This is a genomic window from Halalkalirubrum salinum, from assembly GCF_005543295.1.
GTDB lineage: Archaea > Halobacteriota > Halobacteria > Halobacteriales > Haloferacaceae > Halalkalirubrum > Halalkalirubrum salinum.
The window spans coordinates 188,149-210,876 of the sequence record NZ_SRSG01000059.1; the positions used below are offsets into that span (position 1 = coordinate 188,149).

Annotated in this window: 23 protein-coding genes; 10 read left to right on the forward strand and 13 right to left on the reverse strand. The window is 61.4% G+C overall.

Going from position 1 to position 22,728, the window contains the following annotated elements; genetic code table 11:
• Positions 1-38: 38 nt before the first annotated feature.
• From E5K03_RS16325 to E5K03_RS16340, 4 genes are all read right to left on the reverse strand, one after another.
• Positions 39-758: an ABC transporter ATP-binding protein gene (locus E5K03_RS16325; RefSeq protein ID WP_138007861.1), complete on the reverse strand. Its 720-nt coding sequence runs from the start codon at positions 756-758 to the stop codon at positions 39-41.
• Positions 755-2,341 (reverse strand): hypothetical protein, encoded by a 1,587-nt coding sequence (locus E5K03_RS16330; protein ID WP_138007862.1) that lies wholly within the window; start codon positions 2,339-2,341, stop codon positions 755-757. The genes E5K03_RS16325 and E5K03_RS16330 overlap by 4 nt, the downstream gene beginning before the upstream one ends.
• Before the next feature lie 75 nt (positions 2,342-2,416).
• Positions 2,417-3,715: a ribonuclease catalytic domain-containing protein gene (locus E5K03_RS16335; protein ID WP_138007863.1), complete on the reverse strand. Its 1,299-nt coding sequence runs from the start codon at positions 3,713-3,715 to the stop codon at positions 2,417-2,419.
• Between the two features lie 64 nt (positions 3,716-3,779).
• The gene (locus tag E5K03_RS16340; RefSeq protein WP_240730061.1) at positions 3,780-4,595 is read right to left on the reverse strand and encodes a hypothetical protein; all 816 of its coding nucleotides are present in this window, start codon (positions 4,593-4,595) and stop codon (positions 3,780-3,782) included.
• A gap of 177 nt (positions 4,596-4,772) precedes the next feature.
• On the opposite strand from E5K03_RS16340, the gene E5K03_RS16345 reads away from it, so the two are divergent.
• Entirely contained in the window at positions 4,773-6,080 is a 1,308-nt protein-coding gene (locus E5K03_RS16345) for a sulfatase (RefSeq protein ID WP_138007864.1), read from the forward strand.
• 12 nt (positions 6,081-6,092) lie between these two features.
• Here E5K03_RS16345 and E5K03_RS16350 read toward each other — a convergent pair whose 3' ends face one another.
• Positions 6,093-6,389 carry a DUF7562 family protein gene (locus tag E5K03_RS16350; protein ID WP_138007865.1) on the reverse strand — a complete coding sequence of 99 codons (297 nt, stop codon included), beginning with the start codon at positions 6,387-6,389 and terminating at the stop codon, positions 6,093-6,095.
• A gap of 102 nt (positions 6,390-6,491) precedes the next feature.
• Between E5K03_RS16350 and E5K03_RS16355 the strand changes: the two genes are divergently transcribed.
• Positions 6,492-6,971: an RNA-binding protein gene (locus E5K03_RS16355; protein WP_138007866.1), complete on the forward strand. Its 480-nt coding sequence runs from the start codon at positions 6,492-6,494 to the stop codon at positions 6,969-6,971.
• A gap of 32 nt (positions 6,972-7,003) precedes the next feature.
• On the opposite strand, the gene E5K03_RS16360 is transcribed toward E5K03_RS16355, so the two are convergent.
• On the reverse strand, positions 7,004-7,714 hold the full coding sequence (locus tag E5K03_RS16360; protein ID WP_138007867.1) for a DUF1028 domain-containing protein: 711 nt from the start codon (positions 7,712-7,714) through the stop codon (positions 7,004-7,006).
• 160 nt (positions 7,715-7,874) lie between these two features.
• Between E5K03_RS16360 and E5K03_RS16365 the strand changes: the two genes are divergently transcribed.
• Positions 7,875-8,228 carry a cell division protein SepF gene (locus tag E5K03_RS16365; protein WP_138007868.1) on the forward strand — a complete coding sequence of 118 codons (354 nt, stop codon included), beginning with the start codon at positions 7,875-7,877 and terminating at the stop codon, positions 8,226-8,228.
• A 37-nt stretch (positions 8,229-8,265) separates the two neighbouring features.
• Here E5K03_RS16365 and E5K03_RS16370 read toward each other — a convergent pair whose 3' ends face one another.
• Positions 8,266-9,288 (reverse strand): PrsW family intramembrane metalloprotease, encoded by a 1,023-nt coding sequence (locus E5K03_RS16370; RefSeq protein ID WP_138007869.1) that lies wholly within the window; start codon positions 9,286-9,288, stop codon positions 8,266-8,268.
• A gap of 87 nt (positions 9,289-9,375) precedes the next feature.
• Between E5K03_RS16370 and E5K03_RS16375 the strand changes: the two genes are divergently transcribed.
• Positions 9,376-9,855, forward strand: coding sequence for an Lrp/AsnC family transcriptional regulator (locus E5K03_RS16375; RefSeq protein WP_138007870.1), 480 nt, complete (start codon positions 9,376-9,378; stop codon positions 9,853-9,855).
• Here the strand turns inward: E5K03_RS16375 and E5K03_RS16380 are convergent.
• Positions 9,852-10,865, reverse strand: a complete 1,014-nt coding sequence (locus E5K03_RS16380; RefSeq protein ID WP_138007994.1) for an amidohydrolase family protein — start codon at positions 10,863-10,865, stop codon at positions 9,852-9,854. The two genes, E5K03_RS16375 and E5K03_RS16380, sit on opposite strands and share 4 nt — an antisense overlap.
• A 357-nt stretch (positions 10,866-11,222) precedes the next feature.
• On the opposite strand from E5K03_RS16380, the gene E5K03_RS16385 reads away from it, so the two are divergent.
• The 4 genes from E5K03_RS16385 to E5K03_RS16400 all read left to right on the forward strand — a co-directional run bounded on the left by E5K03_RS16385 (position 11,223) and on the right by E5K03_RS16400 (position 17,096).
• Entirely contained in the window at positions 11,223-12,725 is a 1,503-nt protein-coding gene (locus E5K03_RS16385; RefSeq protein WP_138007871.1) for a proton-conducting transporter transmembrane domain-containing protein, read from the forward strand.
• Positions 12,715-15,150: a DUF2309 domain-containing protein gene (locus E5K03_RS16390; protein ID WP_138007872.1), complete on the forward strand. Its 2,436-nt coding sequence runs from the start codon at positions 12,715-12,717 to the stop codon at positions 15,148-15,150. The genes E5K03_RS16385 and E5K03_RS16390 overlap by 11 nt, the downstream gene beginning before the upstream one ends.
• Positions 15,151-15,255: 105 nt before the next feature.
• Positions 15,256-15,630 (forward strand): DUF7532 family protein, encoded by a 375-nt coding sequence (locus E5K03_RS16395; RefSeq protein WP_138007873.1) that lies wholly within the window; start codon positions 15,256-15,258, stop codon positions 15,628-15,630.
• A 2-nt stretch (positions 15,631-15,632) separates the two neighbouring features.
• A complete protein-coding gene (locus E5K03_RS16400) occupies positions 15,633-17,096 on the forward strand; it encodes a DUF402 domain-containing protein (protein ID WP_138007874.1) in 1,464 nt (487 codons plus the stop codon).
• A 5-nt stretch (positions 17,097-17,101) separates the two neighbouring features.
• Here E5K03_RS16400 and E5K03_RS16405 read toward each other — a convergent pair whose 3' ends face one another.
• From E5K03_RS16405 to E5K03_RS16425, 5 genes are all read right to left on the reverse strand, one after another.
• Positions 17,102-17,428 (reverse strand): NifU family protein, encoded by a 327-nt coding sequence (locus tag E5K03_RS16405; RefSeq protein ID WP_138007875.1) that lies wholly within the window; start codon positions 17,426-17,428, stop codon positions 17,102-17,104.
• 129 nt (positions 17,429-17,557) lie between these two features.
• Positions 17,558-18,526 carry an ROK family protein gene (locus tag E5K03_RS16410; RefSeq protein ID WP_138007876.1) on the reverse strand — a complete coding sequence of 323 codons (969 nt, stop codon included), beginning with the start codon at positions 18,524-18,526 and terminating at the stop codon, positions 17,558-17,560.
• A 63-nt stretch (positions 18,527-18,589) separates the two neighbouring features.
• A complete protein-coding gene (locus E5K03_RS16415; protein ID WP_138007877.1) occupies positions 18,590-19,048 on the reverse strand; it encodes a universal stress protein in 459 nt (152 codons plus the stop codon).
• 318 nt (positions 19,049-19,366) lie between these two features.
• Positions 19,367-19,750, reverse strand: coding sequence for a DUF5611 family protein (locus E5K03_RS16420; RefSeq protein WP_138007878.1), 384 nt, complete (start codon positions 19,748-19,750; stop codon positions 19,367-19,369).
• A gap of 135 nt (positions 19,751-19,885) precedes the next feature.
• Complete coding sequence (locus tag E5K03_RS16425) at positions 19,886-20,872, reverse strand: DUF7093 family protein (protein ID WP_138007879.1); 987 nt, start codon at positions 20,870-20,872, stop codon at positions 19,886-19,888.
• 152 nt (positions 20,873-21,024) lie between these two features.
• On the opposite strand from E5K03_RS16425, the gene E5K03_RS16430 reads away from it, so the two are divergent.
• A complete protein-coding gene (locus E5K03_RS16430; protein WP_138007880.1) occupies positions 21,025-21,324 on the forward strand; it encodes a DUF6432 family protein in 300 nt (99 codons plus the stop codon).
• Positions 21,325-21,416: 92 nt separating this feature from the next.
• Positions 21,417-22,493: a CAF17-like 4Fe-4S cluster assembly/insertion protein YgfZ gene (gene ygfZ / locus E5K03_RS16435; protein ID WP_138007881.1), complete on the forward strand. Its 1,077-nt coding sequence runs from the start codon at positions 21,417-21,419 to the stop codon at positions 22,491-22,493.
• The last annotated feature ends 235 nt before the right edge of the window (positions 22,494-22,728 follow it).

The following is a 22,728-nucleotide window of genomic DNA, read 5'->3' on the forward strand; positions in this document are numbered from 1 at the left end:
ATCGATCGAGTTGCCGGCGAAGCCTTGTACGCAGAAGTTCACTTGTCACGAGAGATCACCCCGTCGATGAGTTCGATCGTCCGATCGGCGTATTCGCTCACCAACTCGTCGTGGGTGACGGCGATCACGCTCACGCCGCCATCGCAAATATGGCGAAACTCTTCGAGAATTGTGGCACCTGTATCGCGATCGAGGTTCCCCGTCGGCTCGTCCGCGAGGACAATTTCGGGCTCGTTGATGAGCGATCGCGCGATCGCGACCCGCTGTTTTTGTCCTCCTGAGAGCTCATTCGGGGTGTGGTCGGTTCGATCTGCGAGCCCAACCCGTGAGAGCAGCTCGATCGCTCGATCAGTCGCATCGCGATCACGATCGAACATCGTCGGCATAGTAACATTTTCCATGGCTGTGAGCGTTTCCAGGAGGTGAAAATCCTGAAATACAAAGCCGATTGACGCTTTTCTGGCACGGGTTCGTTCACGGTCGGAGAGCTCGGTCACGTCACGACCCCGCAGACGAACAGTGCCACGTGTTGGTGTGTCAAGTAGCCCGAGAAGATTCAACATCGTGCTCTTGCCGCTCCCGCTTGGTCCGACGATCGAGACGAACTCTCCAGTCTGGACCGTTAGATCGACACCAGACAGCGCCTCAACTGTCTCGCCGCCGGTTTCGTACCGTTTGACGACCGACTCGAGTGCGATCGCTTGTCGTCTCAGTTCGGGAGCAGGCGACGGTGAGCCAAGCGGACTGGTTTGGTTCATTGGCGGCGGTACACGATCGCGGTGACTCCGATGAGAACCGCCCCGAGTATCGAAATCACGGCTAGCCCAGCGACTGGAATACTCGATCCAAAGACCGCTCCACGAGAGGCACCTCCGTCGGACGCGCCGCCACGAGCGTGCGCATCATCATATGGAAGTGCAAACTGTTCGGTTCGGGTCTCACCGTCAACGCGGAAGGTCACCTCAACCGGCACAGTCGTCGCGTTGGCACCGTCGACAGTCGCGGTGAGATCGAACGGCGCAAACTCACCGGGTTCGAGCGTCCCGACAAAGTAGTCTCGCTGTGGGTACGTCGGTGCGACGTGTTCGGTCTCGTTGATTGTGACGACAACGCCGGAGACGGTTCCGCCCGCTGGATTCCCGAGGTTGCCAGTCAGCGTAAGTGTATCCTCGGATCGCTGTATGTCTGCGCCAGTAAGTGTCACGTCGCCAGCATCAGGGCGGTGGTCGTACTGAAGTACCGTCTCGTGGGAGCGGTCGCCCGTCTCGTATGTGGTATTGAACTGTACCGTCCCGGCTGGGACGCGGCTCAGATCAACCGTCGTGGTCGCCGACTCACCGGGGGCGAGCGGACCCTGAACAGTTACTCTGGGGAGTTCCTCGCCATCAACAGTTGGCGTCACGACGACCGCTTCGGCAGGGGCATTTCCGAAGTTCGTCACTGTCAGACGGACGCCTCCCATCGACTCACTCTCATCAGTATCGTCATCGTTATTCCCGCCCTGCCCCCCGAGGAGCCCATCCAGGCCGGCGATCCCACCGTCGGGCGATACGCTCACCCCGTCGTTCGAGGTGGCTTCGTCACTCGAGGCTACAGCGGCACTGACACCGAGATCAGCCACGAGAGGCTCAGCGGTATAATCGACGGGCCGATCGACGGTTGCTGTTGCACCGCTCGAGGTGGTGTAGGTAACCGAAATTTGGGCCGTCTCATTGCTGGCACTGCGTGGAACGACTGTCATCGATCGTTCGGCTGTTTCGCCAGGGGCAAGCGAGGCGATCGATCGCTGATCGGTCACCGCCTCTAGGTTCGCTCCAGAGACCGAGAGAACGACGTTTCTGAGCGGTTCGTTCGTCGGATTGCTCACATTCAGTGCGAGTGTGGTTTCGGTCCCCGCAACGGTTTCAACAGGATCAACGTCAACGAGCGGTGGCGCCTGTTCGACGACAATCGAGAGCGGACGAGTCGCGGTCGTTGTGTCACCGTCCTCGTCAGTGGTTTCAGCAACGACGCGGAGCGATCGCTCGCCAGACTCTTCGAACGTGGTTGTCACCGGAACGGTGAGGCTGCCGCCTGGACTGAGCGAACCAAGCGAATCCGCACTCGCGAGTTCGTCGCCGTCGGTCGTTTCAATCCGAACTGAATCGAGTTCCACGGCGGTCTGGCTCGCACCGTCGAGCGCGACCGTCACGTCGATCGTTGTCGGCTCACCGGTAACGACCGTCTCGGTCGTGGGTGTCGCCTCAGTGACTGTGAGCCGTGCGTCTGGAACGGCTGTCGCGACCGCGATCGCCGATGTTGCGAACAGCACGAGAACCGCTAGGAGGACCAATCGTCGCATCAAGTATTGTAGGGGACACACACGCATATGCGTGTCGCAGGCAGCCACCGACCATAGTCGTGCAAAGCTGGCGTCTCAGACCTCGTGTGTCGCTTCTTCGGGATCGTCGACAACCTCGATCCCACGGTTGTTCACCGCGTATGGATCGAGGCCGACCTCCTGGAGGTATTGTTTGTAGAGCCGTTCAGCGGTCTCGCCGTCTTTTTGTTTGTCGGAAGCGCGATCGGCCAGTTCGATAAGGTTCTCGGGGACATCGTTCTCGTGGACGATCCAGTGGTTGACGAGGTCCGAGAGCCGCCGGATCGGACTGGTGAAGTGCCCGTAGATGTCGAAGTTCAGCGCGTGGTGGCCGCCGAAGGGGTCGTTCATGTACTTCGCCCGCGGCATCACCTTGAGCACGGCGCGTTGGATTTTACTGAGCGATCGGCCGGGTGACTCTTCGAGTGCGGCGTTGACCGCCTTTCGTGGATCGTCCCACGACGCCCCCGGAATCGAGACGCCATCGAGTTCCTGGATCTCTCTGAGCGCTTTGTTCCACTGGTCCGGGGTCGGCTGGGGGTGGACGCGGTACATCGCCTCGACGCCGCGGTTCCACATCAGCTCGTGGGTGACCGCCTTGTTCGCCTTCAGCATGCACTCCTCGACGATCGTGTGCGCGCGATCGCGCGAGGGATTCAATACTAGCGAGCCGTCGGCCTTCCGCTGTTCGTGCATCTGGTCGGCCAACTCGTAGACGAGCGCACACTCGGCGGCAAGTGGCTCGCCCTCGGCGTCGATCCGGGCTTCGGTTTCGCTGTACGTGAGCCGCTCGTCGCTGTGGATGACTGATTTGTAGATGTCGAGTTCCTCGAACGACAGCGTCTCTTTGTCGATCTCCATCTCGACGGTGTGCGCGAGTCGATCCTCGTTCGGAACGAGAGAGCAGACCGTCTCGGCGAGCACCGGTGGCAGCATATGCACCGTGTACGACGGTAGGTACACCGTGTTACATCGCTTGACTGCCTCCGCCCACATGTCTGAGTCCGGGTGGACGTAGTGGCTCACGTCGGCGATGTGCACCCACAGCGTGTAGGTCTCTTCGTGTTCGGCGATGCTGATCGCGTCGTCGAAGTCCTGGGCGTCAATCGGATCGGTCGTCCACGTGGTGAGGTCTCTCAGATCCGCGCGATCGTCGAGTTCGGCGTCGATCTCGGCGGTCACGTCCTCGGTTCGCTTTCGAGCCTCGACCAGTACGTCGGAGGGGAATGAATCGCGGATCTCGAACTCCTCGAAGAGTTCCTCGCGTTTGGCCTCGAGGCGCTCGGCCATCTCCTCGGTGATTTTCACGGGGCCCTGGCCCTCGGCCGTGCCGGCGTAGGCCTGTTCGTCAGTCATACCGCTTACAACGAGGGTCGGGTAAAAAGGCGTGTCGGGGCGAGTGCCCTGGCAATTTGACGGCTCAAACGGGCAGCAACGCGACCCAATACTGGCCACCGATGACCCACCCGATCGCGATCGTAACCATGCCGATCGCGATCGGCACGAGCGACATACCGAACAGCCGAAGCGCGGTGCGGCGGACTGATGTATCAGAGACGACAAACGGCGAGCCGTCGAGAATTGCCGCCTTCGCCTCGCCGATCCCCGCGTCTGGATTCGGGCTCGTCGCGCCGACGACGGTGGCCTCGTCGCCGGCCAGAAGGTGTCGCTGGGTATACCGGCGGCGACGACCGGTTCCGATCTCGATCGGGCCGATCGACAGCGACGTCTCCTCGGAATCCACATCGTCGGTGTGTTCGATGAAGCGCTGGATCGGGTCGGGTGGGGTCTCTCCGCCGTCAACGACGAGACGGTAATCGCGGGCCAACGAGTACCGCGCGGCTGTCGGATCGATTCGGACGTCCGCGCTGCCAGCGTCGACGACGAATGGTACCCCTGCGGCTCCCTCGTCGATCGTTACCCACGATCGGGTTTTGCCCTGCTGTCGGCGCTCTTCGACCTCGTACTCGACGACCAGCGTTTCGTCGTCGGTGAACGGTGCTGGAAGCGTCTCGTCTACTGGACGAACAGGGCCCTGAACGCAGACGCGGGACTCGTCGTCGGCGATCGAGAGCCCGTCAGTCGGCCGCAAACGAAGGATACGGATCGCGGTCACCGAATGGGAGAGTCCGTAGACGATCAACGCCGCGCCGACCAACGCGAGGAGGCCGAAGACGACTGCAACAGACGGGATGGTACCGAAGTGTGCAGCGGTGGTCTCAAGCGGGGGGTGCATGTGCGCGCCGTCGTAACCGATCGGTGAAAACGTTGGGATCAGTGTCACGACACACACCTAGACAAACCGATAAATATGTATCGAGTCCTCCGGACGAGTAATAGCGGTATGTACGTGTCTGTGTCGGTATTTTTCGCTCATAGTTAGCTTTGTTTTAATCTGTTTCAACAGTATATTATGAACATTCTGTTGATTGTCTTGGATTCTGTCCGGGCAAAAAACTGTTCACTGTACGGCCATCGACGAGAGACAACTCCCGAACTCGAAGCCTTAGCGGCCGAAGCGACGGTGTACGACCACGCTAGAGCGCCCTCAAACTGGACGCTACCATGTCACGTCTCGATGTTCACAGGGTTGGAGACACACGTCCACGAGGTAACGGTTCATCACCGTCTCAATCCGGGGCATACGGTGTTTGAATGGCTGGCAAATGAGGGCTACAAAACCGGATTGTTCACCGAGAACGGGTTTCTGGCGTCTCACGAAGTCGGACTCAAAAATGCGTTTGAAACAGTCGAGACGATCCCAGAGAATGCCCATGATCGCTACCTGACCGGCAAAATCAACGACGGCCCAAACGGCTACTACTACGCCGATCGGTTCCTCTCATGGGCGGAAGATCGTGGTAAGCCGTGGGCAGCGTGTCTCAATCTCATGGACGGCCATCGACCGTTCGAGCCCGCACCGCCATACGACCACTGGGGCGATCAGCGTGCCCGAAGACTCCAACAAGAGCTCGACCTCCGGTGGGAGCCGACATTCCACGGTGGTGACCGCCCGTACTGGCAGCTCAACGGGCTCGAATCGTTGTACGATGGAGCAATCAGGCAGGCTGATGCGATCGTTGGCTACGTGACAGAGCACCTTCGCGAGCAGGGCATGTTGGAAGAGACCCTGTTGGTTGTCTGTGGCGACCACGGCGACGGGTTTGGTGAAGACGGCTACCTCCCCGGCGAGCCGCCAGCTGTCTCACACATCGTTCCGATGCACGAATCCTTGCTACACGTCCCGCTCATTGTACGGCATCCAGGCGGCAATGGTGGTGATCGAATCAGTAAACCAGCTGCACTCACTCGATTCCCAACAGTGGTACGGGCAGCCATTGACGGTGGCCGGGCGTCGTTTGTCCCCGAACACCTAGTCGTCTCAACAAAGCTACCCGTGACTGCAGATCTCAAACGCCAGTTCGAAGCTGCCAGCGAAGCGCCCGAGCCGCTGTTTGCACCGAGCCGTGCGGTTTACGACACCGTTGGCAGCGTAGTTCGCAAACGGTACCATCACGGAGACGCCGCAGGGACACTATTGACGCCGAGTGCAAACGCAAGCGTTGTCGATCGGATCGATAGGGATTCGGAAACGCTCACTCACACGGCGATCGATGAGGTGTTCAACAGATTCGAACCACAGGAGGTTCGATCGCCAAGACCAGACGACGAACTGCAGACAGAAACCAAAGAACAGCTTCGAGCGCTCGGATACTACTAGTTTGGCATCGGGTTAGGACTCTTCGATCGGGCCGTACTCCTCTTCCATGCGGTCGACGTACCGGCGCAAAAACTCCGCTTGGCTGAGTCCGTCAGCTTCGATCTCACAAATGAGCGCTTCGAGTTCGGTTCGCGGCTGGTGGGAGATGTCCTTGAAACACGGCTTACAGAGGTACTCGAACGCCTTGTCGTGTCGTTCCCACCGATTTCCCTCCTTGTCGTACTCGCGTGCATCCGCTCGCGGCACCGAGTCTCCACAGGCGATACAGACGACGGTGTTTTTGTCCCGGCCTCCGCGGGAGCCCCACATGCGACCCACTTCGTGGGCATTCGACTTAGCGTTTATCCGTGCGCTGGACGCACCCGACTGAAGAACGCGCGTTTTATTCGGCTCTCGATCGATGACTCGCATATGGAAGTCAAATCCCGCCACCATCTACGAAGCGACGCGATCGCGAAGCTACAGGACGCTGTCGACTCAGGACTCGGCGTCTCGATCGACGGCGATAGCTTCGAGCTCGTCGAGCTTGCAGATGCCGCGTTCGACATCGTCCTTGTGGATGGAGAGCCGTTCGTGTTTTACACTGACGACGAGCCGTTTTTGACCGTCCGCGGCGCGAACGAACACCCACCCGAATCCGGCATCGTCACCGTCGACGCTGGCGCAATCTCGTTTGTCTCCAACGGCGCCGACGTGATGCGACCGGGCATCACCGACGCCGACGAGTCGATCGAGGCGGGCGACCTCGTGGCGATCGCAGAGGAAACACACGGGAAGGTGTTGGCGATCGGCCGCGCACTCGTTGACGGCGATGAGATGGTCGGTGACTCCGGAAAAGTCATCGAGTCGATTCACCACGTGGGCGACGAACTATACGACCTCTCGATCTAACCGCGAAGTGGCTGCTGCAGGCATGCAGGGGACTACTCGGCAGCGTCGATGTCGTCGTCCTCGTAGGCGTCGGCGTACTTTTCGACGGTGGTTTCATAGCCGCGCAGCGCGGCCTCGTAGGTCGTCCGCAGGTCGTCGATCGGTGTTTCGGTCGCGTCGACACGAAGATCGTTGTAGAACCGCGAGTAGGCAAACTCCTCAGTCGAGGCGACCTGCAGCGCAGCGCTCTGAATCGGGAGGTCTTCGCGCTTATCGCCGCCCTCGGCGTGGCCCGTCGCGAGCGCATCGATGAGCCGTGAGGCAAGCGGTTCCTCGCCAAATGCGGTGGATTCGTAGGCCGCAGCGGTCTGTTCGATGACCGCTTCGCCGGTGAGAAGGTTCCCGGCGACAGTGTAGTTCTCACCGGTCGTGTGTCCGTACCAGTCTTTGCACGCATCGCCGGAGAACGCGAACGTCGTCTCGGCGTCCACGCCGTGGAGTTGGCGGTTCTCACGGCCCGAATCCGCATTCAACAGCGCCTCGAGGGCGTCGTCGATCGCAAGCCCATCGGCGAGATACTGTTGGCCTTTTCGACCGAGTTCGACGTTGACGAGACTCTGCGTGGCGATCGCGCCGTCTTCGGAGGCGAACGGACAGAGCGTTCCAACGCCGGGAAGCCGAGTTGTCACCGCGACGCCGAACCGAAGCTGAGAGTCGCCGTCGTCGTCCGTGTAGGGTTCTCGAACGCAGATGCTGAAGGTCATGGGCGGTATTTCTCGGGCAGTGACAAAAAGTCCGGTGTGGCGGCCCGATCGGCCGGAACCTAGCGTCCGGATGCGCGCAGTGCACCACGAGGTGAACGGTCGGGGGGTTACAATGTCCGTCTGACGTAAGAACTAACCTCCGAGCCTCGTTGTAGCGTGTATGGGCATCATGAGCAAGATCCTTGGCGGCGGTGGGGAGCGATCGACAGAGGACTACGTCGAACTGGACATGGATGATTTCGATGCGGCGAGCGCCGGCCCCGGACTCAGCGTTCGGATCGCCGAGATCAGCGACAAACAAGACGTAATTGCGATCAAAGACGCGGTGTACGACGGCGATCTCGTCATCGCAGACATCACCCGCCACAGTACAAGCGATCGAACGGTCGAACACATCATCGACGAACTCCGGCAGGTGGCTGACGAGGTCGACGGCGATATCGTCCAGAAAGGCGACGATCAATTGATTATCACGCCGACCGGAATCAGCGTCTCGCGACAAAAACTGAACTAATTGGTGACACCCAGCGGTGGTCCGGCCCGATCGACGACTACCGCTCGAACTCGGTGAGGTCCGGAGAGCGATCGGCGTCGATCTCATCGTGGACCTCGTGGTAGGTCTGCTGGTAGCGCCACAATTTTCGAAACAACACCAGCCCGAAGATACCCATGAATAGCCCGACGTAGGCGACGAAGGAGGCGAACTCCGGGATTCCCGTTAGACCGCGGATGACCGCAGAGCCGATTCCGACTGTCGAGTTGTACGTCGCGTGGATCACTGCGGCGATGAGCAATCCTTTCAGAATAATTGGTCCGCGGTTTTCGGGGTTGAACTTTGCGAGCCCGAGATAGTACCCCGCAAACGCCGAGTAGACGACGTGACCCGGACCAGCGAGCGCGCGGATCGCGGCGATCTCCCCGCCAGCAGTAAAGGCGCTGATCCCGAGGGAAAGATCTGCCAACATCCCAGATTCCTGGAGGTTCTGGACAATATACAAGAGATTCTCAATAAATGCGAATCCAAGACCGGCGATCGCGCCGTACACCGCGCCGTCGAGGACGGAGTCGAACCGGGCGTCGTTGTACGCGTACAGCCGAACCGCGAGCAACTTCACAGTCTCCTCGCCGGGGCCGACGATTAAGAAGAAAAACAGTATTAGTCCAACGAAGCCGAGCGGTTCAAAAAAGCCTCGGAGCTCAGTGTTGACGATCGCCGCGAACGTCGCCGTCAAAATAGACAGCAGAAACGTCGCAACGAGAAGCGAAAGTGGTTCTCGTGCGGTCACGTCCGAGTAGTAGACATATCCGGCGAGCCCAAGCGCTGGGACGACCGACAGGACGGTCAAAAGCCCCAACGCGGGGTTCAAGATGGTTCCGAGGCCGACCGCACCGAGGATTGATAGCAAAATCAACAGCGCAATTGCGAGCACAATCGCCTTGGCACTGCGGGTCAGCAGCCAATACAGTGCCACCGAGAGTCCGTCGAGAGAGGTTCGTTCCTCCCAGGTAGCGATATCGTAGAGGTCTCGCTGTCCGTCACTGGCAGATTCGATCGGATCCCGTCGCTCAGCCATTACCGATACGTTCGGCGAGCGATTACCTAACAGTTGTCACCAGTGAACACCTAAACGACCTTGAGGCCGGAGCTACCATCTACCGGTATGGCAGACGCTGAGATCGACAAGGTGGATAAGACGATCCTTCACGCCCTACAGGAGGACGCACGAAACATCTCTTCGGGAGACATCGCTGAACGGACCGGAACCTCTGACAGCACGGTTAGAAAACGGATCCAGCGGCTCGAGTCGACAGGTGTGATCAAGGGATATAGCGCGATGGTCGATTACCAGCGATCGGGCTATCCGCTCAGAATGTTGTTGTACTGTACGGCGTCGATCCCAGAGCGCGGCGGACTCGTGCCGGATATTCTCGACATCGACGGGGTCGTCTCGGTCCAGGAGTTGGTCACCGGTGAAAAAAACCTGCTCGTGACCGCAGTCGGGGAATCAGACAGTGACATCACGCCGATCGCTCAGGCGCTGTTGGAACTGGGGATTACTGTCGCCGACGAGGTGCTCGTCCGGAGCCACGAAACGCAGCCATTCAATGGGTTCGATCGTCCCAGCGAAGACCACGACTAGCACAGCACCCGTTTGACGTCTGTTCCTGTGGCCCGCCGAACGACGGCACTGACCGGATTAACGGTGCCCGAGAGGTTGTCAGAGTCGCCATCAAGCACGGTGAGCGCCGCACGCCGACCCGGTTCGATGACACCACAGTCGAAGCCAGCGATCTCCGCGCCGGCCGTCGTCGCCATCCGAAGCACCTCTCTGTCGGTGACGTCGAACCCGGCGGCGGTGAAGGCCATCTCGCGGAACATTGACGGCGGGTTGAGCATGACGTTGTCCGTCCCGAGCGCGACGGTCGTGTGATCGAGCAGCGCTCGAATCGGCGGCCGGCCGACGCCGAGCGTGGCGTTCGCGCGCGGGCAAACCGCGATCGGGATCGATCGATCGGCGACCACCTCGAGATGTTCGGCAGCTGCGTGGACCATGTGGACGAGGAGGTCCGGGTCCAACTCGAGCGCCGGAAAGATGTCTGTCGGGTCGGGCTCGCCCGCGTGGATCGCGAAGGGAACGCCAGCAGCGTCGCAAGCGTCCCGCTCGGTGGCGAAGTCGTCGTCGTTCGCGCCGCTGGCACCGTAACCGTCGGCAATATCGAGGACCGTGATGTCGCCGCTGCCGAGGATGAAGACGTCGAGATCGACGCCGTCTGCGGCTGCACGGAGCGCACGGGCACCTGGCGGCCCCGACTCGCGGAAGTCGATACAACCCATCGTTCCCGTCTGTTGCATGTACCGGAGCGTCCGTCGCATGGCAGTCACGAGTTCGTCGCGATCGGCTGCCGCGAGCGCTCGGTGTTTCACGCTGTCGGGCGGCGCAACTGCCTCCTCGAGGCCAAGCCCGACTGCGGCGTCTTTCGTTACCGAGTCGCCAAGGTGCGTGTGGGCGTTGACGAATGCGGGGAGAATGATATCCGTTGACGCCGTCTCGGTTTCTTCGACCGCTTCGATCCGTCCGTCTTCGATCACGACACGCCCGTGGATTGGCTCGAACGATCGGCCACGGAGCACGGTTCCATCCAGTTCCATGGCGTCGATCGGCACTCGATCCCGAAATACGTGTGTGTTTGGCGCCATCGAACGAGATGGTAATTTCTCGGCTCCAAACGATCGACTCGTTGCCCTGCACACAACCGCGTCCCTGCGAACTGAGCGCTGACAGGTACAAATAGGATGGTTTGTCGCGATGGCTGGTGCCTGATGGTTTATGACGATGGTCAGTGTGTCCGCTGAGAACATAATGTTCTATAATGTGGTTTAATTCGAACGTTTTGTGAATATAGTTAGATTTAATAGTGAATCTGTTCGTAAAATCGGTAGAGACGATCGATCGCGGTCGTACGTGGGCTGGACGCCCGGCGCGATCGACTATCGTCGGACCAATCGATGACCGAGCACGAACCGAAACCGACTGTTGGACAGCTTCCGACCGTATCCACCGCGGCGTCACACGTGCCGAACGCGGTGACGACCCTCTGTTGGCTCCTGTGGATTGTGGGCCTCGGGGTCCTCGCCGCACACATCCGAGGCGGCGGCCCGTGGGAAATCCCTGGTATCGTCGTCGTGGACGGGCTCACCGCCGTCATGTGGACGGTGGTTGGGTTCTTCGCTGCGATCGTCGCGAGCTACTCGAAACGGTATCTCGCTGGTAGCCAGACGATCGAGCAGTTCTTTGCCCGGGTGTTCGCGTTTACGCTGGTCGTGATGGTCCTCGTCGCCGCCGACAGCCTGGCGCTGTTCGTGGCCGCGTGGATCGCGATGGGGCTCGTGATGGCGTCGTTGATCGGACACAACAGCAAGTGGCCGCAGGCACAGGCGGCCGCCGCACTCGCCCGGCGGTACTTTTTGGCTGGCGGCCTCTCGCTGGCTGTCGCGGTTACCGGCCTCTGGTGGTTCGGCGACATTACGTCGGTTTCGGGCGTCGAGGCGGCGATCGCGTCGCTGCCCCGACCAGGCCTCGTGGCGATCGCCACCGCACTGGTAGTGACAGCGGCGATCCAGTCTGCGCTCCTGCCGTTTCACACCTGGTTGCTCTCGTCGATGACCGCCCCAACCCCTGCGTCGGCGCTCATGCACGCGGGATTCGTCAACGCTGGCGGCATCTTGCTCGTCCGGTTCGCGCCGATCGTGGCCGCCGAACCTGCGATCATGGCGGCGATCGTGCTCGTCGGCGCGGCGAGCGCGCTGGGAGGGAAGCTCCTGAAGACCGTCACGACCGACGCGAAGCGGGCGCTTGGCTGCTCGACAGTCGGGCAGATGGGCTTTATGCTCATGCAGGTCGGGCTTGGCTTCTTCGCCGCCGCGGTGGCACACCTGATTGTCCACGGCTTCTACAAGGCCTACCAGTTCCTCTCAGCGGGGAGTGCGATCGAACATACCGCACCGAGGCCCTCCGAGGCGGCAGCCACCGAACCGCCCAAATCGACCGGACTGGGTGGATTCGTCGCGATCGCCGCGACGGGCCTCGCGGGCGGGGCGTTGTTCGCCTGGCTGACCGGCAAAGGGACGTCCCTCGACAGCGGGCTCGTGTTGACGCTGCTCGTCGTGGTGACCGTCCTGCACGCCTCTCGGGATGTCGTCCGCTCGAGTGGCGTTCCCGCGTCGGTTCGCTACGGCGCCGTGCCGCTCGTCGCCCTGCCGGCGATCGCGGTCTACGCCGGGGTGTATCAACTCGTCTCCAGCCGGCTCGCAGCGCTCCCCGCTGTTGGCGAACCGGCATCGTTGACGGCGGTACACATCCTGATTGCGGCGGCGTTCCTCATCGCATACATCGCTGTCGAGACCGGGGTCTACCGCCGCAGTCGCCGGCTGTACGTCGCGTTGGTGAACGCGACGCAGCCACCATCGAATACGCTGTTATTCACCACGGAGGAATACAATGAGCAGTGAGCACGCGATCGACCGGAGCATCGCCGCGGCCGCTGACGCGGTCGGAACCGTCTGGCCACTCCACTCGTTCGTGACGGCCAATCCACTGGCTGGCTTCGAGGATCGACCGTTCCACGAGGCGGTCGCAGACGCAGAATCAGTTCTTGGCGGCCGAGGGTATCCGACCGCAGCCGTCTTTGAGCAGGCCCTGGAGTCGGGAGCGATCGACCCCGATCTCCTCCGCGGACGGCTGGCCGAACACGGCTACGAGACGGATCTCGAGGCGTCACTCGATCGTCTCGCAGACAACGAGTCGGTGGTGCCGTCTCCCGAGAAGGCGACAGCGACCGAGCGCGTGGACGCGGTCGTGACAAAGTGGCTCGCGGCGTTTCTGGATCAGGGCCGCGCCGAATGGCCGATGCCAGACCGTGAATCAGGCTTTTACGCCGCGTTCTGCGCGATGGCCCCCCACGACAGCGACATTCCCGACGCAGCGGCGATCGACGCCCTCCCTTCGGAACCGACTGCGGCGATTCGGTCGATGCTCACCGATCGGGCTGTCGGGAGCTGGCAGGATGTCTTCGAGTTCCACCTCGCGGCGCTGCCGGGCTGGACGGGGCTTATCAAACAGCGTGCGGCCGACAACGGGTCGTGGCAGTCGGCGTACCCGATCACGCTGGCGGGCTATCTGGCGGTTCGGCTGGCGCTTGCTGACGGATTCGACGCGCCGATCGTCCCGCCGGAGGAGTTCACGACGTCTCAGCCGCACGGAGACGATGTTCCGCTCGAAGAGGTCTGGCTGTCCGCGTGGGAGGAGACGTATCGGACGGAGCTCGTGACGGCGATCGCCGACGACTCTGGGTCGACGAGAGCGGACGCTGCGGCGGCCGAGCGGCCGGACGCGCAGTTGGTGTTCTGCATTGACACCCGATCGGAGATCATCCGCCGGCACATCGAATCCACCGGCGCGTACGAGACTCACGGCTACGCCGGATTCTTCGGGATTCCGATGCGCTACGAGGGGTACGACTCCGACGTGAGTGTCGACGCCTGTCCGCCGATCCTTGAGGCCCAACACCACATCACCGATCAGCCAGCCGAGGCTGCAGCGGGTGAACGGAGCCGCTACGATCGCTGGCACGCCGTCACCGAGACGGCGACGCACGCGATGAAGTCGCTGAAATCCAATGCCGCAACGGCGTTCAGCTTCGTCGAGAGCGCTGGAATGGGATACGCGGCCGCGTTGGCCGTGCGGACGATCGCCCCGAGTTGGTTCGCGAACGCGCTCCAGAAAGCCGGCAACCGCGGGCCCGACGACCACGAGTTTTGTGCGCCGTCGATCGAACACGAGCACGACCACGCACCAGATGAGCTGCCGACCGGGCTCACACTCGACGAGCGGGTCGAGTACGCCGCAACGGCGTTCGAACTCATGGGAATTGAGCAGTTTGCCCGGGTCGTCGCGTTCGTCGGCCACGCTAGCGAGACGGCGAACAATCCGTTCGAATCGAGCCTCGACTGTGGCGCCTGTGCGGGCAACCCCGGCGGGCCGAACGCTCGGGTGCTCGCGGCGATCTGCAACGACGAGGCAGTACAGGCGGCACTCGCCGATCGCGGGATCGAGATCCCAGACGACACCGTCTTCGTCGCCGGCGAACACACGACGACGACCGATGAGGTGACGTTGTACACGGATTCTGTCCCTGAGACGCACGCAGACGACATCGCCGAACTCCGGGCCGATCTCTCGACTGCACGCGAGCGTGCGGCCGGCGAACGCGCAGGGGACATGGGTGCAGACCCCTCGACGGGCGTTCGCGAAACTGAACGCCGCGCGGCTGACTGGGCCGAGACGCGTCCCGAGTGGGGCCTCGCGGGCAACGCGGGCTTTGTCATCGGCCCACGGGCGCTCACTGCGGGACTCGATCTCGACGGACGGGCATTCCTGCACTCGTACGACTGGCGGACTGATTCGGACGGCTCGGCACTCGAGGCGATTTTGGCCGGGCCGATGGTCGTCACCCAGTGGATCAACACCCAGTACTACTTTTCCACGGTGGACAACGCGGCCTACGGCAGCGGATCGAAGGTGACACACAACCCGGTCGGAAACATCGGGGTGTATCAGGGCAACGGCGGCGACCTGATGACCGGGCTCCCGCTGCAGTCGACGATGGCGGCCGACAATGAGCCGTATCACCAGCCGCTGCGGCTCTCGACGATCGTCCACGCGCCGGTCGATCGCGTCACCGACATTCTGGCCGACCACCCCGAAGTCGCCGAACTACTCGACAACGGCTGGCTCTCGCTGACGGTCATTGACCCCCAACAGGACGGCCGGGCGCTGCAGTATGAAAAAGAGCTCGCGTGGACGGCGATCGACGAGGAACCGGAACCGATCGAGTCGATCAACAGACCACAGCCTCCAGCGGCTGCAGACGATTGAGATCGACGGAGTCGAGTCCATGACCGCCGGCGATCGCGCTTAGAGGAGACGCCAGACCGGCCGTAGATCGGCGAGATTCAAAAGGATCGACGGCGAACAGAGCGTATGCACTTCGACAGGCGGACACAGGCAGCGCTCGAAGCTGTCGGACTGGACCGCGAGGAAATCCGGGAGGCGTCCGATCGCGTCACGGAGGCGGTCCGGGCCGACGCCGATCGGATCGCAGCCTTTTTTGATGGCGGCGGAACCGTCTACTCCGATATGGAACTGGCTCACAGCACAGCTTCGATCCACGAACACACCGTCGACCACGTGGACCTGTACACCCACGGGGCAGCGCTGCGCGGGTACCTTCGGTTCGACACCTGGGGCGTGCCGATCGAGGGCGGTCGCATACTGAACGATGAGGTGATCGAACTGACGCTCGGACCGACCGTCGACGGCCGCGTCCGGTTCGCACACGATCGAGACGAGCTGTGAGTATGTCGGAAACTGCTGTTCGGGTTCGGGGCATCTACACGACCGCGCTTACCCGACTCCTGCTCGACGAAGCGCTGACAGTTGTCCAGGCGTCCGAGCCGATCGAGCGGCGCTTCGAGACCTCGTTCCCGACAACTGCAGCGGACGCGGTAGTCGAGACAACCACAGATCGCCAGGGGGTCTCGATCACCGGCCATCCCGATGCCGTCGCGGACGTCTGCGACGCGATCGGGTCGGTCGGAATCGACACGTTCGTCTGGCGGGACGCGCTTGCGCCGGGGACGATCGCCGACGGACGGGTCGAACGGACGGTAGGTGGTGGGGCGATTGTCGATCTCGGGCTCGAATCGATCGACGGCCCCGGGGACGGGACCGGCTATCTGCCCTTCAGCGCGGTCGACGATCGGATCGACACGGGCGACGTGGTTCGCGTGCAGGTCGAATCGGGGGCTCCGCCGTGGGGAGACAGTCGCCCGCGTCTGCGTGGATCGATCGCGGTCGACGCGGGGCTTGCGAGGGTCATCCCCGGCAGTGACGGCGTCACGGTCGACACGCACGATGAGGCCGCCGGCCGGGAACTGGTCGGGATGACGGAGTTACTCGGGACGACTCCACCGGATGGATGGGGACTGCACTGGTCGCACGCGGCGACGAAGGCCGTGATGGACGAGCTGTCAGCGTCGCTGGCTGTGGCGACCGATCGAGCCGAAACGATTGCAGAAGCGCTCCCCGGAGCGATCGAGGGCGGCACGGACGCGGCGGGAGATGAGCCCATGGTTCTCGTGAGCGATCGCGAGGCGCGGTGGGCGTGGTTCGGCCGAGAGTCGCGATTCGAGCTGGACGAGATTCGGCAATCGGTCACGACCACCATGACCGGCCACCACCGGATCAAAGCCGGGACCGATCGTGCGAGCGCCGGGGTAGACTTCGTCGAGGCGCTGTGTGATCTCGACAGCGAGGCGGAATTTCCATTCGAGGTCGTGACCGATCAGTTCGGCCCGGCGACAGGCGATCGCGTCGCGATCGAACACGGCAAACCCGACGGACGCGCGTTTGCGCTCGGAACGGGAACAGTGACCGAACGGACCGCAGATGGGACGCTCACGATCGAGCGGGAGATGACCGGCGGCGGAACGTACGACGCGCTGGGGGTCGATCGGGTCGCAGGCGACATCGCAACGACAACCGTTCGTGAGGGGCGATGGTGGTATCCGACTGTGTATCGAAGCGCCGACGGCGACCTGAAGGGGACGTATGTGAACGTCTGTACGCCTGTGGAGTGTTTCCCGGACGCAGTCCGGTATATCGATCTTCACGTCGACGTCATCAAACACGCCGACGGGCGCGTAAAGCGAGTCGACGACGACGAACTCGACGAAGCAGTGCAAGCGGGGGAACTGACCGAAGAGATCGCCGAAAAGGCCCGATCGGTTGCGGCGTCGATCGATCGGGCGCTGAAGTCGTAAAAATCTCAGAAGTGGTCGGCAGACTCTGTCGAGTACTGTAGATCGCCACCGCGGCCGCCTTCGACAGTGTCTGCACCCATGTCGCCCGTCGAAGGAACCTTGACCTGAACGTCTGTTATCTCTTCAAACTCAAAATACATGTCGCGTTGAATGTTCTCAGCGGTAATATTCGAGATCCCACAGCCCGAGCAGGTCCCGCCGAGTTCGACCACGACCTGTCCAGTCTCTGGATTTGCCTCACGGACAACGCTTGTGCCCCCGTGCATCTGAATAATCGGCATCTGTTTGACCATCCACGTCTCGATCCGCGATTTGAGGCTCTCGTCAGTCATTACCACCCCTTGGCGGCGCAGCTATGGGTAAGTTGTGGTTTTCTCCATCTGCTGTGAGCCGTGAGAAAGTATAACACGATAATTCGGGGTCGATCGCTGCGAGCGGTTACTGTTGGTCGGGACAGACACTCAGAGCCGCGAGCGATCGCCGGTTCCGCCGGTCATGGCGCTCGCGACCGCGCCTTTGACGACCACGTCGTCGCCGAGCGACGTGAGTTCGAGTTGTGGGATGTTAATGAACACCATCTCCTCGAGTTTCTCGCGGATCGGCTCAAGGATCTGTTCGGGATTGTTCAATGCGACCGCACCGCCGACTTTGACGATGAGTGGGGCGTACGCGTGGATGATGTTGGCGATCCCCATCGCGTTCCAGTGGCCGAGTTGATCGACCACGTGTGTCGCAAAGTCGTCGGAGCCGGCGTGTTCGAACACATCGACTGCAGAGAAGTCGGGATCTTCCAGTGGGAGTGCCGTGTCGATCGGATCCTCCGCGTGGAGTCGTTCGGCGTACCGCGGGATGTTGTTGCCCGAGCAGTACGCTTCCCAATGACCCTCGTGACCACAGCCACACGTCATGAACCCGTGCGGATCGAGCGTCAGGTGCCCGACCTCGCCCGCATTCCCGTCCCACCCTGCCAGGACGTTCCCGTCGACGCAAACGCCCGCGCCAACGCCCGAGGATATTGTCACGTACACCATATCCGCGGGGTTTCGTTCTGAGTGGAACCGCTCGCCGATTACGCCGGCGTTGGTGTCGTTGTGGAGGTACACTTCCTCAGTATCGAGGAGCTTCGAGATCGGCCCGGTAAGTGGAATCCGATCGATCGTATCCGGCAGGTTTGCGGGGTTTTCGACCGCACCCTCCGCAAGGTCCAGCGGCCCGATCGAACCAATCCCACACGCGACCGCGTCGGTCGGGTCGATGCTTGCCTTCTCACATGCGGCCCGGACGATGCGAAGCACCGCCTCAGTGACGGCGATACCGGTGGGACCACGTGGAGTGCGATCGAACGCGCTGCCAAGAATCGTCGCCGACTCGTCTGCGACGACCGATCGGACGTTTGTCGCCCCAAGGTCGACGCCAACGTAGTAGGCCATTACCAAAATGAGATACCCGATTCCACTTAATTAAGCCGTTTTTTCTTCGTGTATGCCGGCGGGTTACTTTGTATCTGAACGGACAAACGTTACCGGACACGGAGCCGAGAGCATGATCTCCTGGGCCGTGCTCCCGAAGACAGCCTTGCCTGCTGGCGATCGTCGTCGCCCGCCGACAATAACGCGATCGGCGTCGGAGGCTTCGGCGAGGTCAACAATCTGCTCGCCGTGTGAGCCGACCGCGCCGCGGATCTCGTAGTTGATGGTAGCCGCATCGAGTGCCTTTGCGAGCGCCCTGATCGACGAGTGGCGGTTCGCGACAGTGTCCACATTGACCTCATCGCGTGTCCGATCGAAATCGAGGTTTTCGACAGCCTCGTCGTACTCTGATTGGGTGAACACGTGTGCGAGAACGACTGTTGCGCCGGTTGGACCGGCCACGTCGATCGTCTCTTCAGCTAACCGCTCGATTCTGTCTGCATCGCTTGGCCCGACGGCCAAGAGGATCGTATTGATTGCCATAATACTGTATTGGACGGCAGCACAGTTAAAACTAGCGGAATTTTTACTCGGAAGCGAATAAATAATTCGTGTTATTTCTACGTGTTATCATTTTGCAGAGTATGCATGCTAACATGACGCACATATTCTGAACAAAACAACCGCTGCGGGCGAGAAAGGGGGCAGACAGAAAGATCGATCGCCGATCGGTCGACACGATCTGAGAATGCAGTCAGCTCAGAGGGATTATCGTAGCCATCCGGAGATTTTGAAACCGATCCTCCGACCCTGTGTCTCGGTCCCTCAGCAGCAAATTATGACGTTCTACGATAATCCCTATCAGACGTCGGGCGCGTCGTCTTCGACCGATCGCTTCAGCGATTCACGGCGAGATTTCGCGTCGCGTCCGGTCGCTTGTAACAGGAACTCGTTCTTGTCGCTGACCGCGTCTGCCGCGGCGTCGGCGTTGCCCTCGGCAATGACTTCTTCAGCGGGTCGTTCCTCGAAGTGGACAGCAAGTTTGTCTTTTTTACCGCTGTACGACGCTGCGCCCGCGAGAATCCGATCGAACACGGGGTTGGTCGGCTCCTCGACGACATAGAGTTCGTGACCGTTGTGTTCTTCGGTGCCAGTCACTGGGCCAAAGTACTCTTCGATCGTCGCTTTCATATCGGGGATTCGGTCTTCCAGATGTTCGCCACGACGCATTTTGTACTCCTTCATGGAAGAGGCGTTAGCAAGCGGATGGTTTACCTGTTTCGTCGTTTCGACGGTACGGTGTGTGTCAGCGAGGTGCGATCGTTCCCAACCGAGTCAACGAGGTGCGATCGTTCCCAACCGAGTCAACGACAGATTGCCTCACAGCGACGGATCATCGAGCGGTCGCTCCGAGATATACCCTCGTCGACACTCGGGACAGATATCGCCGGCACGCATCGACGACCGCCCCGCCTGCCGGGTGAGCCCACACTCGGGACAGAAAAACTCCGTTCGAATGTCGTCTTCCATGCGCTCGAACGACACGTCAGTTGTATCGACGCGAGTAAATCCATCGTCTGGCTCGAGTACGTCGTCGGAAGTGTCGGAAGTGTCGGAGGGCCCAGCGGGTTGCTCGGGCGAAAAGCCGCCACTGAACGTTACATCATCGGGGGCACCCTCAGTTGGCTCTGCCGCGTCGAATCCCTCGTCCTCACCGTCATGATCGGGCCACGGGGTTGGTTCGCTGTCGCCAGCGTCGGTGGCGACATCGTCGTGATCGGGCCACTCGCCGGGAGCACGGGTGCTCGGCTGGCCGGCGTCCGTATCCGTCTCAGAGAGAATGATCCCATCATCCTCGGCCGCGGAGGGTTCCGCAGTCGGTTCAGTACGCTCATCGGTTGGGTGAGAGTCGTCCGATTCAACAGCGTGGGTCGGATCATCACTGCTGAATGATTCGTCGACGTCTGTCGATTGAGGTCCTGTCGTGATAATTTCAGCGTCGTCAGTCACCTCGGGCTGCTCTGTGGCGGTGGAATCCAGATCAGCGGTCGCTGGATCGTCCGGGAAGTCGTCGTGATCGGGCGCTTCAGAAGTGCGAGCGCCAGGTCCGGACGTCTCTCCGGGGACTGTCGATACGGCCGGGTCAGCCCCCTCCTCGGAGGGAGAGTTCTGCTCATCGGCAGCCGCCCGCGAAAGCTGTTCGATCGAGGTGACCTCCTTGTTCTCACTGACGATCCGCTCGGTTCCACAACGTGCGCAGGTCGTGACCTCCCGGACCGTGACAACCATTTCGTCGCCCCGTTCCTCCCGTTCGCGTTTGAGCTCGGGATCGCCGAAGTCGTGCCCGAGCAGACACCTGAGTCCCATTAGCCGACATTCCGAGTTCTGCGACTAAAAAGTACCCCCTCTTGTGTCTGCCGCCCGTCAGACGCGCACCAGCGGATGTGCTGGCCGAGGAGGGCGAGTGAGACCAACGCTGGCCGGTACACGTTTACCGGTACCCGTCCATAGAGATAGTCATGGGAGCGAAGCGGGAGTTCCGCAACCGATCGGACGTGGAGGTCGAGATCCTGGACGCGCTCGTCGATCGGAACGAAGAGGGCATGACGGTGCTCGAACTCCGGGCGGCAGTCGACCACGACATCGATCGGATCGAGTCTGGGCTCTCAGAATTAAAAGACGATCGGCTGATCACCGTTGAGGAAAACGGAAGCCGCCTCAAGATCTACCCTGCCGAGCGGGTTGTCCCCGATGTGATCGAAACCGAACCCGACGAGTCGGGGCTCCTCGAGAGCGTTCGCGATCGGCTGGGGTTGTGAGGAGTCGATCGAACTAATCGAACCGATCGAACAGAGCAATAGTGGCCGCCCAAGACGGCGTTGTTTTACTGGCGGACACCTAATTGGAGCGTATGACTCTCGTCGGTGAGCTTCACACGGAATACGGCGCGACGTTCGCCGATCGCGGCGGCACGTCTGTCGTCGCGAACTACGGCCGCCCCGAACGAGTGGGCCGAGCGGTCCGAAATGGCGTTGGCGTCATCGAACACGGCTACGGAATCGTCCGCATTACCGGGGACGACCGCCTCGACTATGTCGACAACATCGTCTCGAACCGTGTCCCGACCGCAGATGGACACGGCGTGTACGCGTTCGTGTTGGACCCGAACGGTCGGATCGAGACCGATATGTACGTCTACAACGCCGGCGAGCGACTGCTGTTATTTACCCCACCGGAGACCACCGACGCGATCGTCGAGGAGTGGCGGTCGAAAGTATTCATCCAAGATGTAACGATCGAAGACGCCTCTACGGAGCTTGCGGTCTTCGGCGTCCACGGGCCCCAATCGACCGAAAAAGTTGCGAGTGTGCTCAACGGCGCCGGCGCGCCCGAACCCGAGCTTACGTTCGATCGCGGGACGATGGGTGATGTCGGCGTGACGGTGATTGCGGGCGACAACCCAATCGGCGAGGAGGGCTACGAGGTCATCTGTGCGGCCGGAGACGCCCCAGACCTGTTTGAGACGCTGATGACTCGCGGGATGAACGCCGCGCCGTTCGGCTACGACACGTGGGACGCGCTGACGCTCGAGGCAGGTACGCCACTCTTTCGGAGCGAGTTGCGCGACCGACTCCCGAACACGACTGGCGTTCCGAACGCCGTCGACTTCGAGAAGGGCTGTTTCATCGGCCAGGAGGTGGTCTCGAAGGTCGAAAACCGCGGCCAGCCGAGCCGTCGGCTCATCGGGCTCCGCTGTGCGGAACCGGTCGACGCCGGCGCAGCGATCGTCGACGGCGAGACGATCGGCGAGATCACCCGATCGGCATACGGGCCGACGGTCGAAACCAACCTGGCGTTCGGTTACGTCCCCTACGACGTAGATCTTGAGACGGTCACGATTGAATCAAACGGGTCCACGGTCGAGGGAACGGTCACCGCGCTTCCCTTTGTCTCCAGTGGGCGCCAGTCCGATCGCTGTCCGCGCTAGATGGACACGACATAATAACGCGATCGGGTTACTGGTGTTCAAAACAGGGTGACTGGCGTCGGAAGCAGTTCTCGCCCGGCCGTGGCGTGTCTCTCAGCGTGGATTGATACGATCGTTCTTTGCGGGCGAGCCGCTCAGAAGCCGTATCGTTTGTGCGCTTCGTCGATCGGAACGATCTATAGGACTCGCACCTCTTTTTTCTCTTCTAAAGGGAACAGCGAGAGTTCCACGGGTT

Coding starts and splice junctions, on each gene's coding strand:
- E5K03_RS16325 (WP_138007861.1), bottom strand. CDS start 758: ATGAACCAAACCAGTCCGCTTGGCTCACCGTCGCCTGCTCCCGAACTG.
- E5K03_RS16330 (WP_138007862.1), bottom strand. CDS start 2,341: ATGCGACGATTGGTCCTCCTAGCGGTTCTCGTGCTGTTCGCAACATCG.
- E5K03_RS16335 (WP_138007863.1), bottom strand. CDS start 3,715: ATGACTGACGAACAGGCCTACGCCGGCACGGCCGAGGGCCAGGGCCCC.
- E5K03_RS16340 (WP_240730061.1), bottom strand. CDS start 4,595: ATGCACCCCCCGCTTGAGACCACCGCTGCACACTTCGGTACCATCCCG.
- E5K03_RS16345 (WP_138007864.1), top strand. CDS start 4,773: ATGAACATTCTGTTGATTGTCTTGGATTCTGTCCGGGCAAAAAACTGT.
- E5K03_RS16350 (WP_138007865.1), bottom strand. CDS start 6,389: ATGTGGGGCTCCCGCGGAGGCCGGGACAAAAACACCGTCGTCTGTATC.
- E5K03_RS16355 (WP_138007866.1), top strand. CDS start 6,492: ATGGAAGTCAAATCCCGCCACCATCTACGAAGCGACGCGATCGCGAAG.
- E5K03_RS16360 (WP_138007867.1), bottom strand. CDS start 7,714: ATGACCTTCAGCATCTGCGTTCGAGAACCCTACACGGACGACGACGGC.
- E5K03_RS16365 (WP_138007868.1), top strand. CDS start 7,875: ATGGGCATCATGAGCAAGATCCTTGGCGGCGGTGGGGAGCGATCGACA.
- E5K03_RS16370 (WP_138007869.1), bottom strand. CDS start 9,288: ATGGCTGAGCGACGGGATCCGATCGAATCTGCCAGTGACGGACAGCGA.
- E5K03_RS16375 (WP_138007870.1), top strand. CDS start 9,376: ATGGCAGACGCTGAGATCGACAAGGTGGATAAGACGATCCTTCACGCC.
- E5K03_RS16380 (WP_138007994.1), bottom strand. CDS start 10,865: ATGGAACTGGATGGAACCGTGCTCCGTGGCCGATCGTTCGAGCCAATC.
- E5K03_RS16385 (WP_138007871.1), top strand. CDS start 11,223: ATGACCGAGCACGAACCGAAACCGACTGTTGGACAGCTTCCGACCGTA.
- E5K03_RS16390 (WP_138007872.1), top strand. CDS start 12,715: ATGAGCAGTGAGCACGCGATCGACCGGAGCATCGCCGCGGCCGCTGAC.
- E5K03_RS16395 (WP_138007873.1), top strand. CDS start 15,256: ATGCACTTCGACAGGCGGACACAGGCAGCGCTCGAAGCTGTCGGACTG.
- E5K03_RS16400 (WP_138007874.1), top strand. CDS start 15,633: ATGTCGGAAACTGCTGTTCGGGTTCGGGGCATCTACACGACCGCGCTT.
- E5K03_RS16405 (WP_138007875.1), bottom strand. CDS start 17,428: ATGACTGACGAGAGCCTCAAATCGCGGATCGAGACGTGGATGGTCAAA.
- E5K03_RS16410 (WP_138007876.1), bottom strand. CDS start 18,526: ATGGCCTACTACGTTGGCGTCGACCTTGGGGCGACAAACGTCCGATCG.
- E5K03_RS16415 (WP_138007877.1), bottom strand. CDS start 19,048: ATGGCAATCAATACGATCCTCTTGGCCGTCGGGCCAAGCGATGCAGAC.
- E5K03_RS16420 (WP_138007878.1), bottom strand. CDS start 19,750: ATGAAGGAGTACAAAATGCGTCGTGGCGAACATCTGGAAGACCGAATC.
- E5K03_RS16425 (WP_138007879.1), bottom strand. CDS start 20,872: ATGGGACTCAGGTGTCTGCTCGGGCACGACTTCGGCGATCCCGAGCTC.
- E5K03_RS16430 (WP_138007880.1), top strand. CDS start 21,025: ATGGGAGCGAAGCGGGAGTTCCGCAACCGATCGGACGTGGAGGTCGAG.
- ygfZ (WP_138007881.1), top strand. CDS start 21,417: ATGACTCTCGTCGGTGAGCTTCACACGGAATACGGCGCGACGTTCGCC.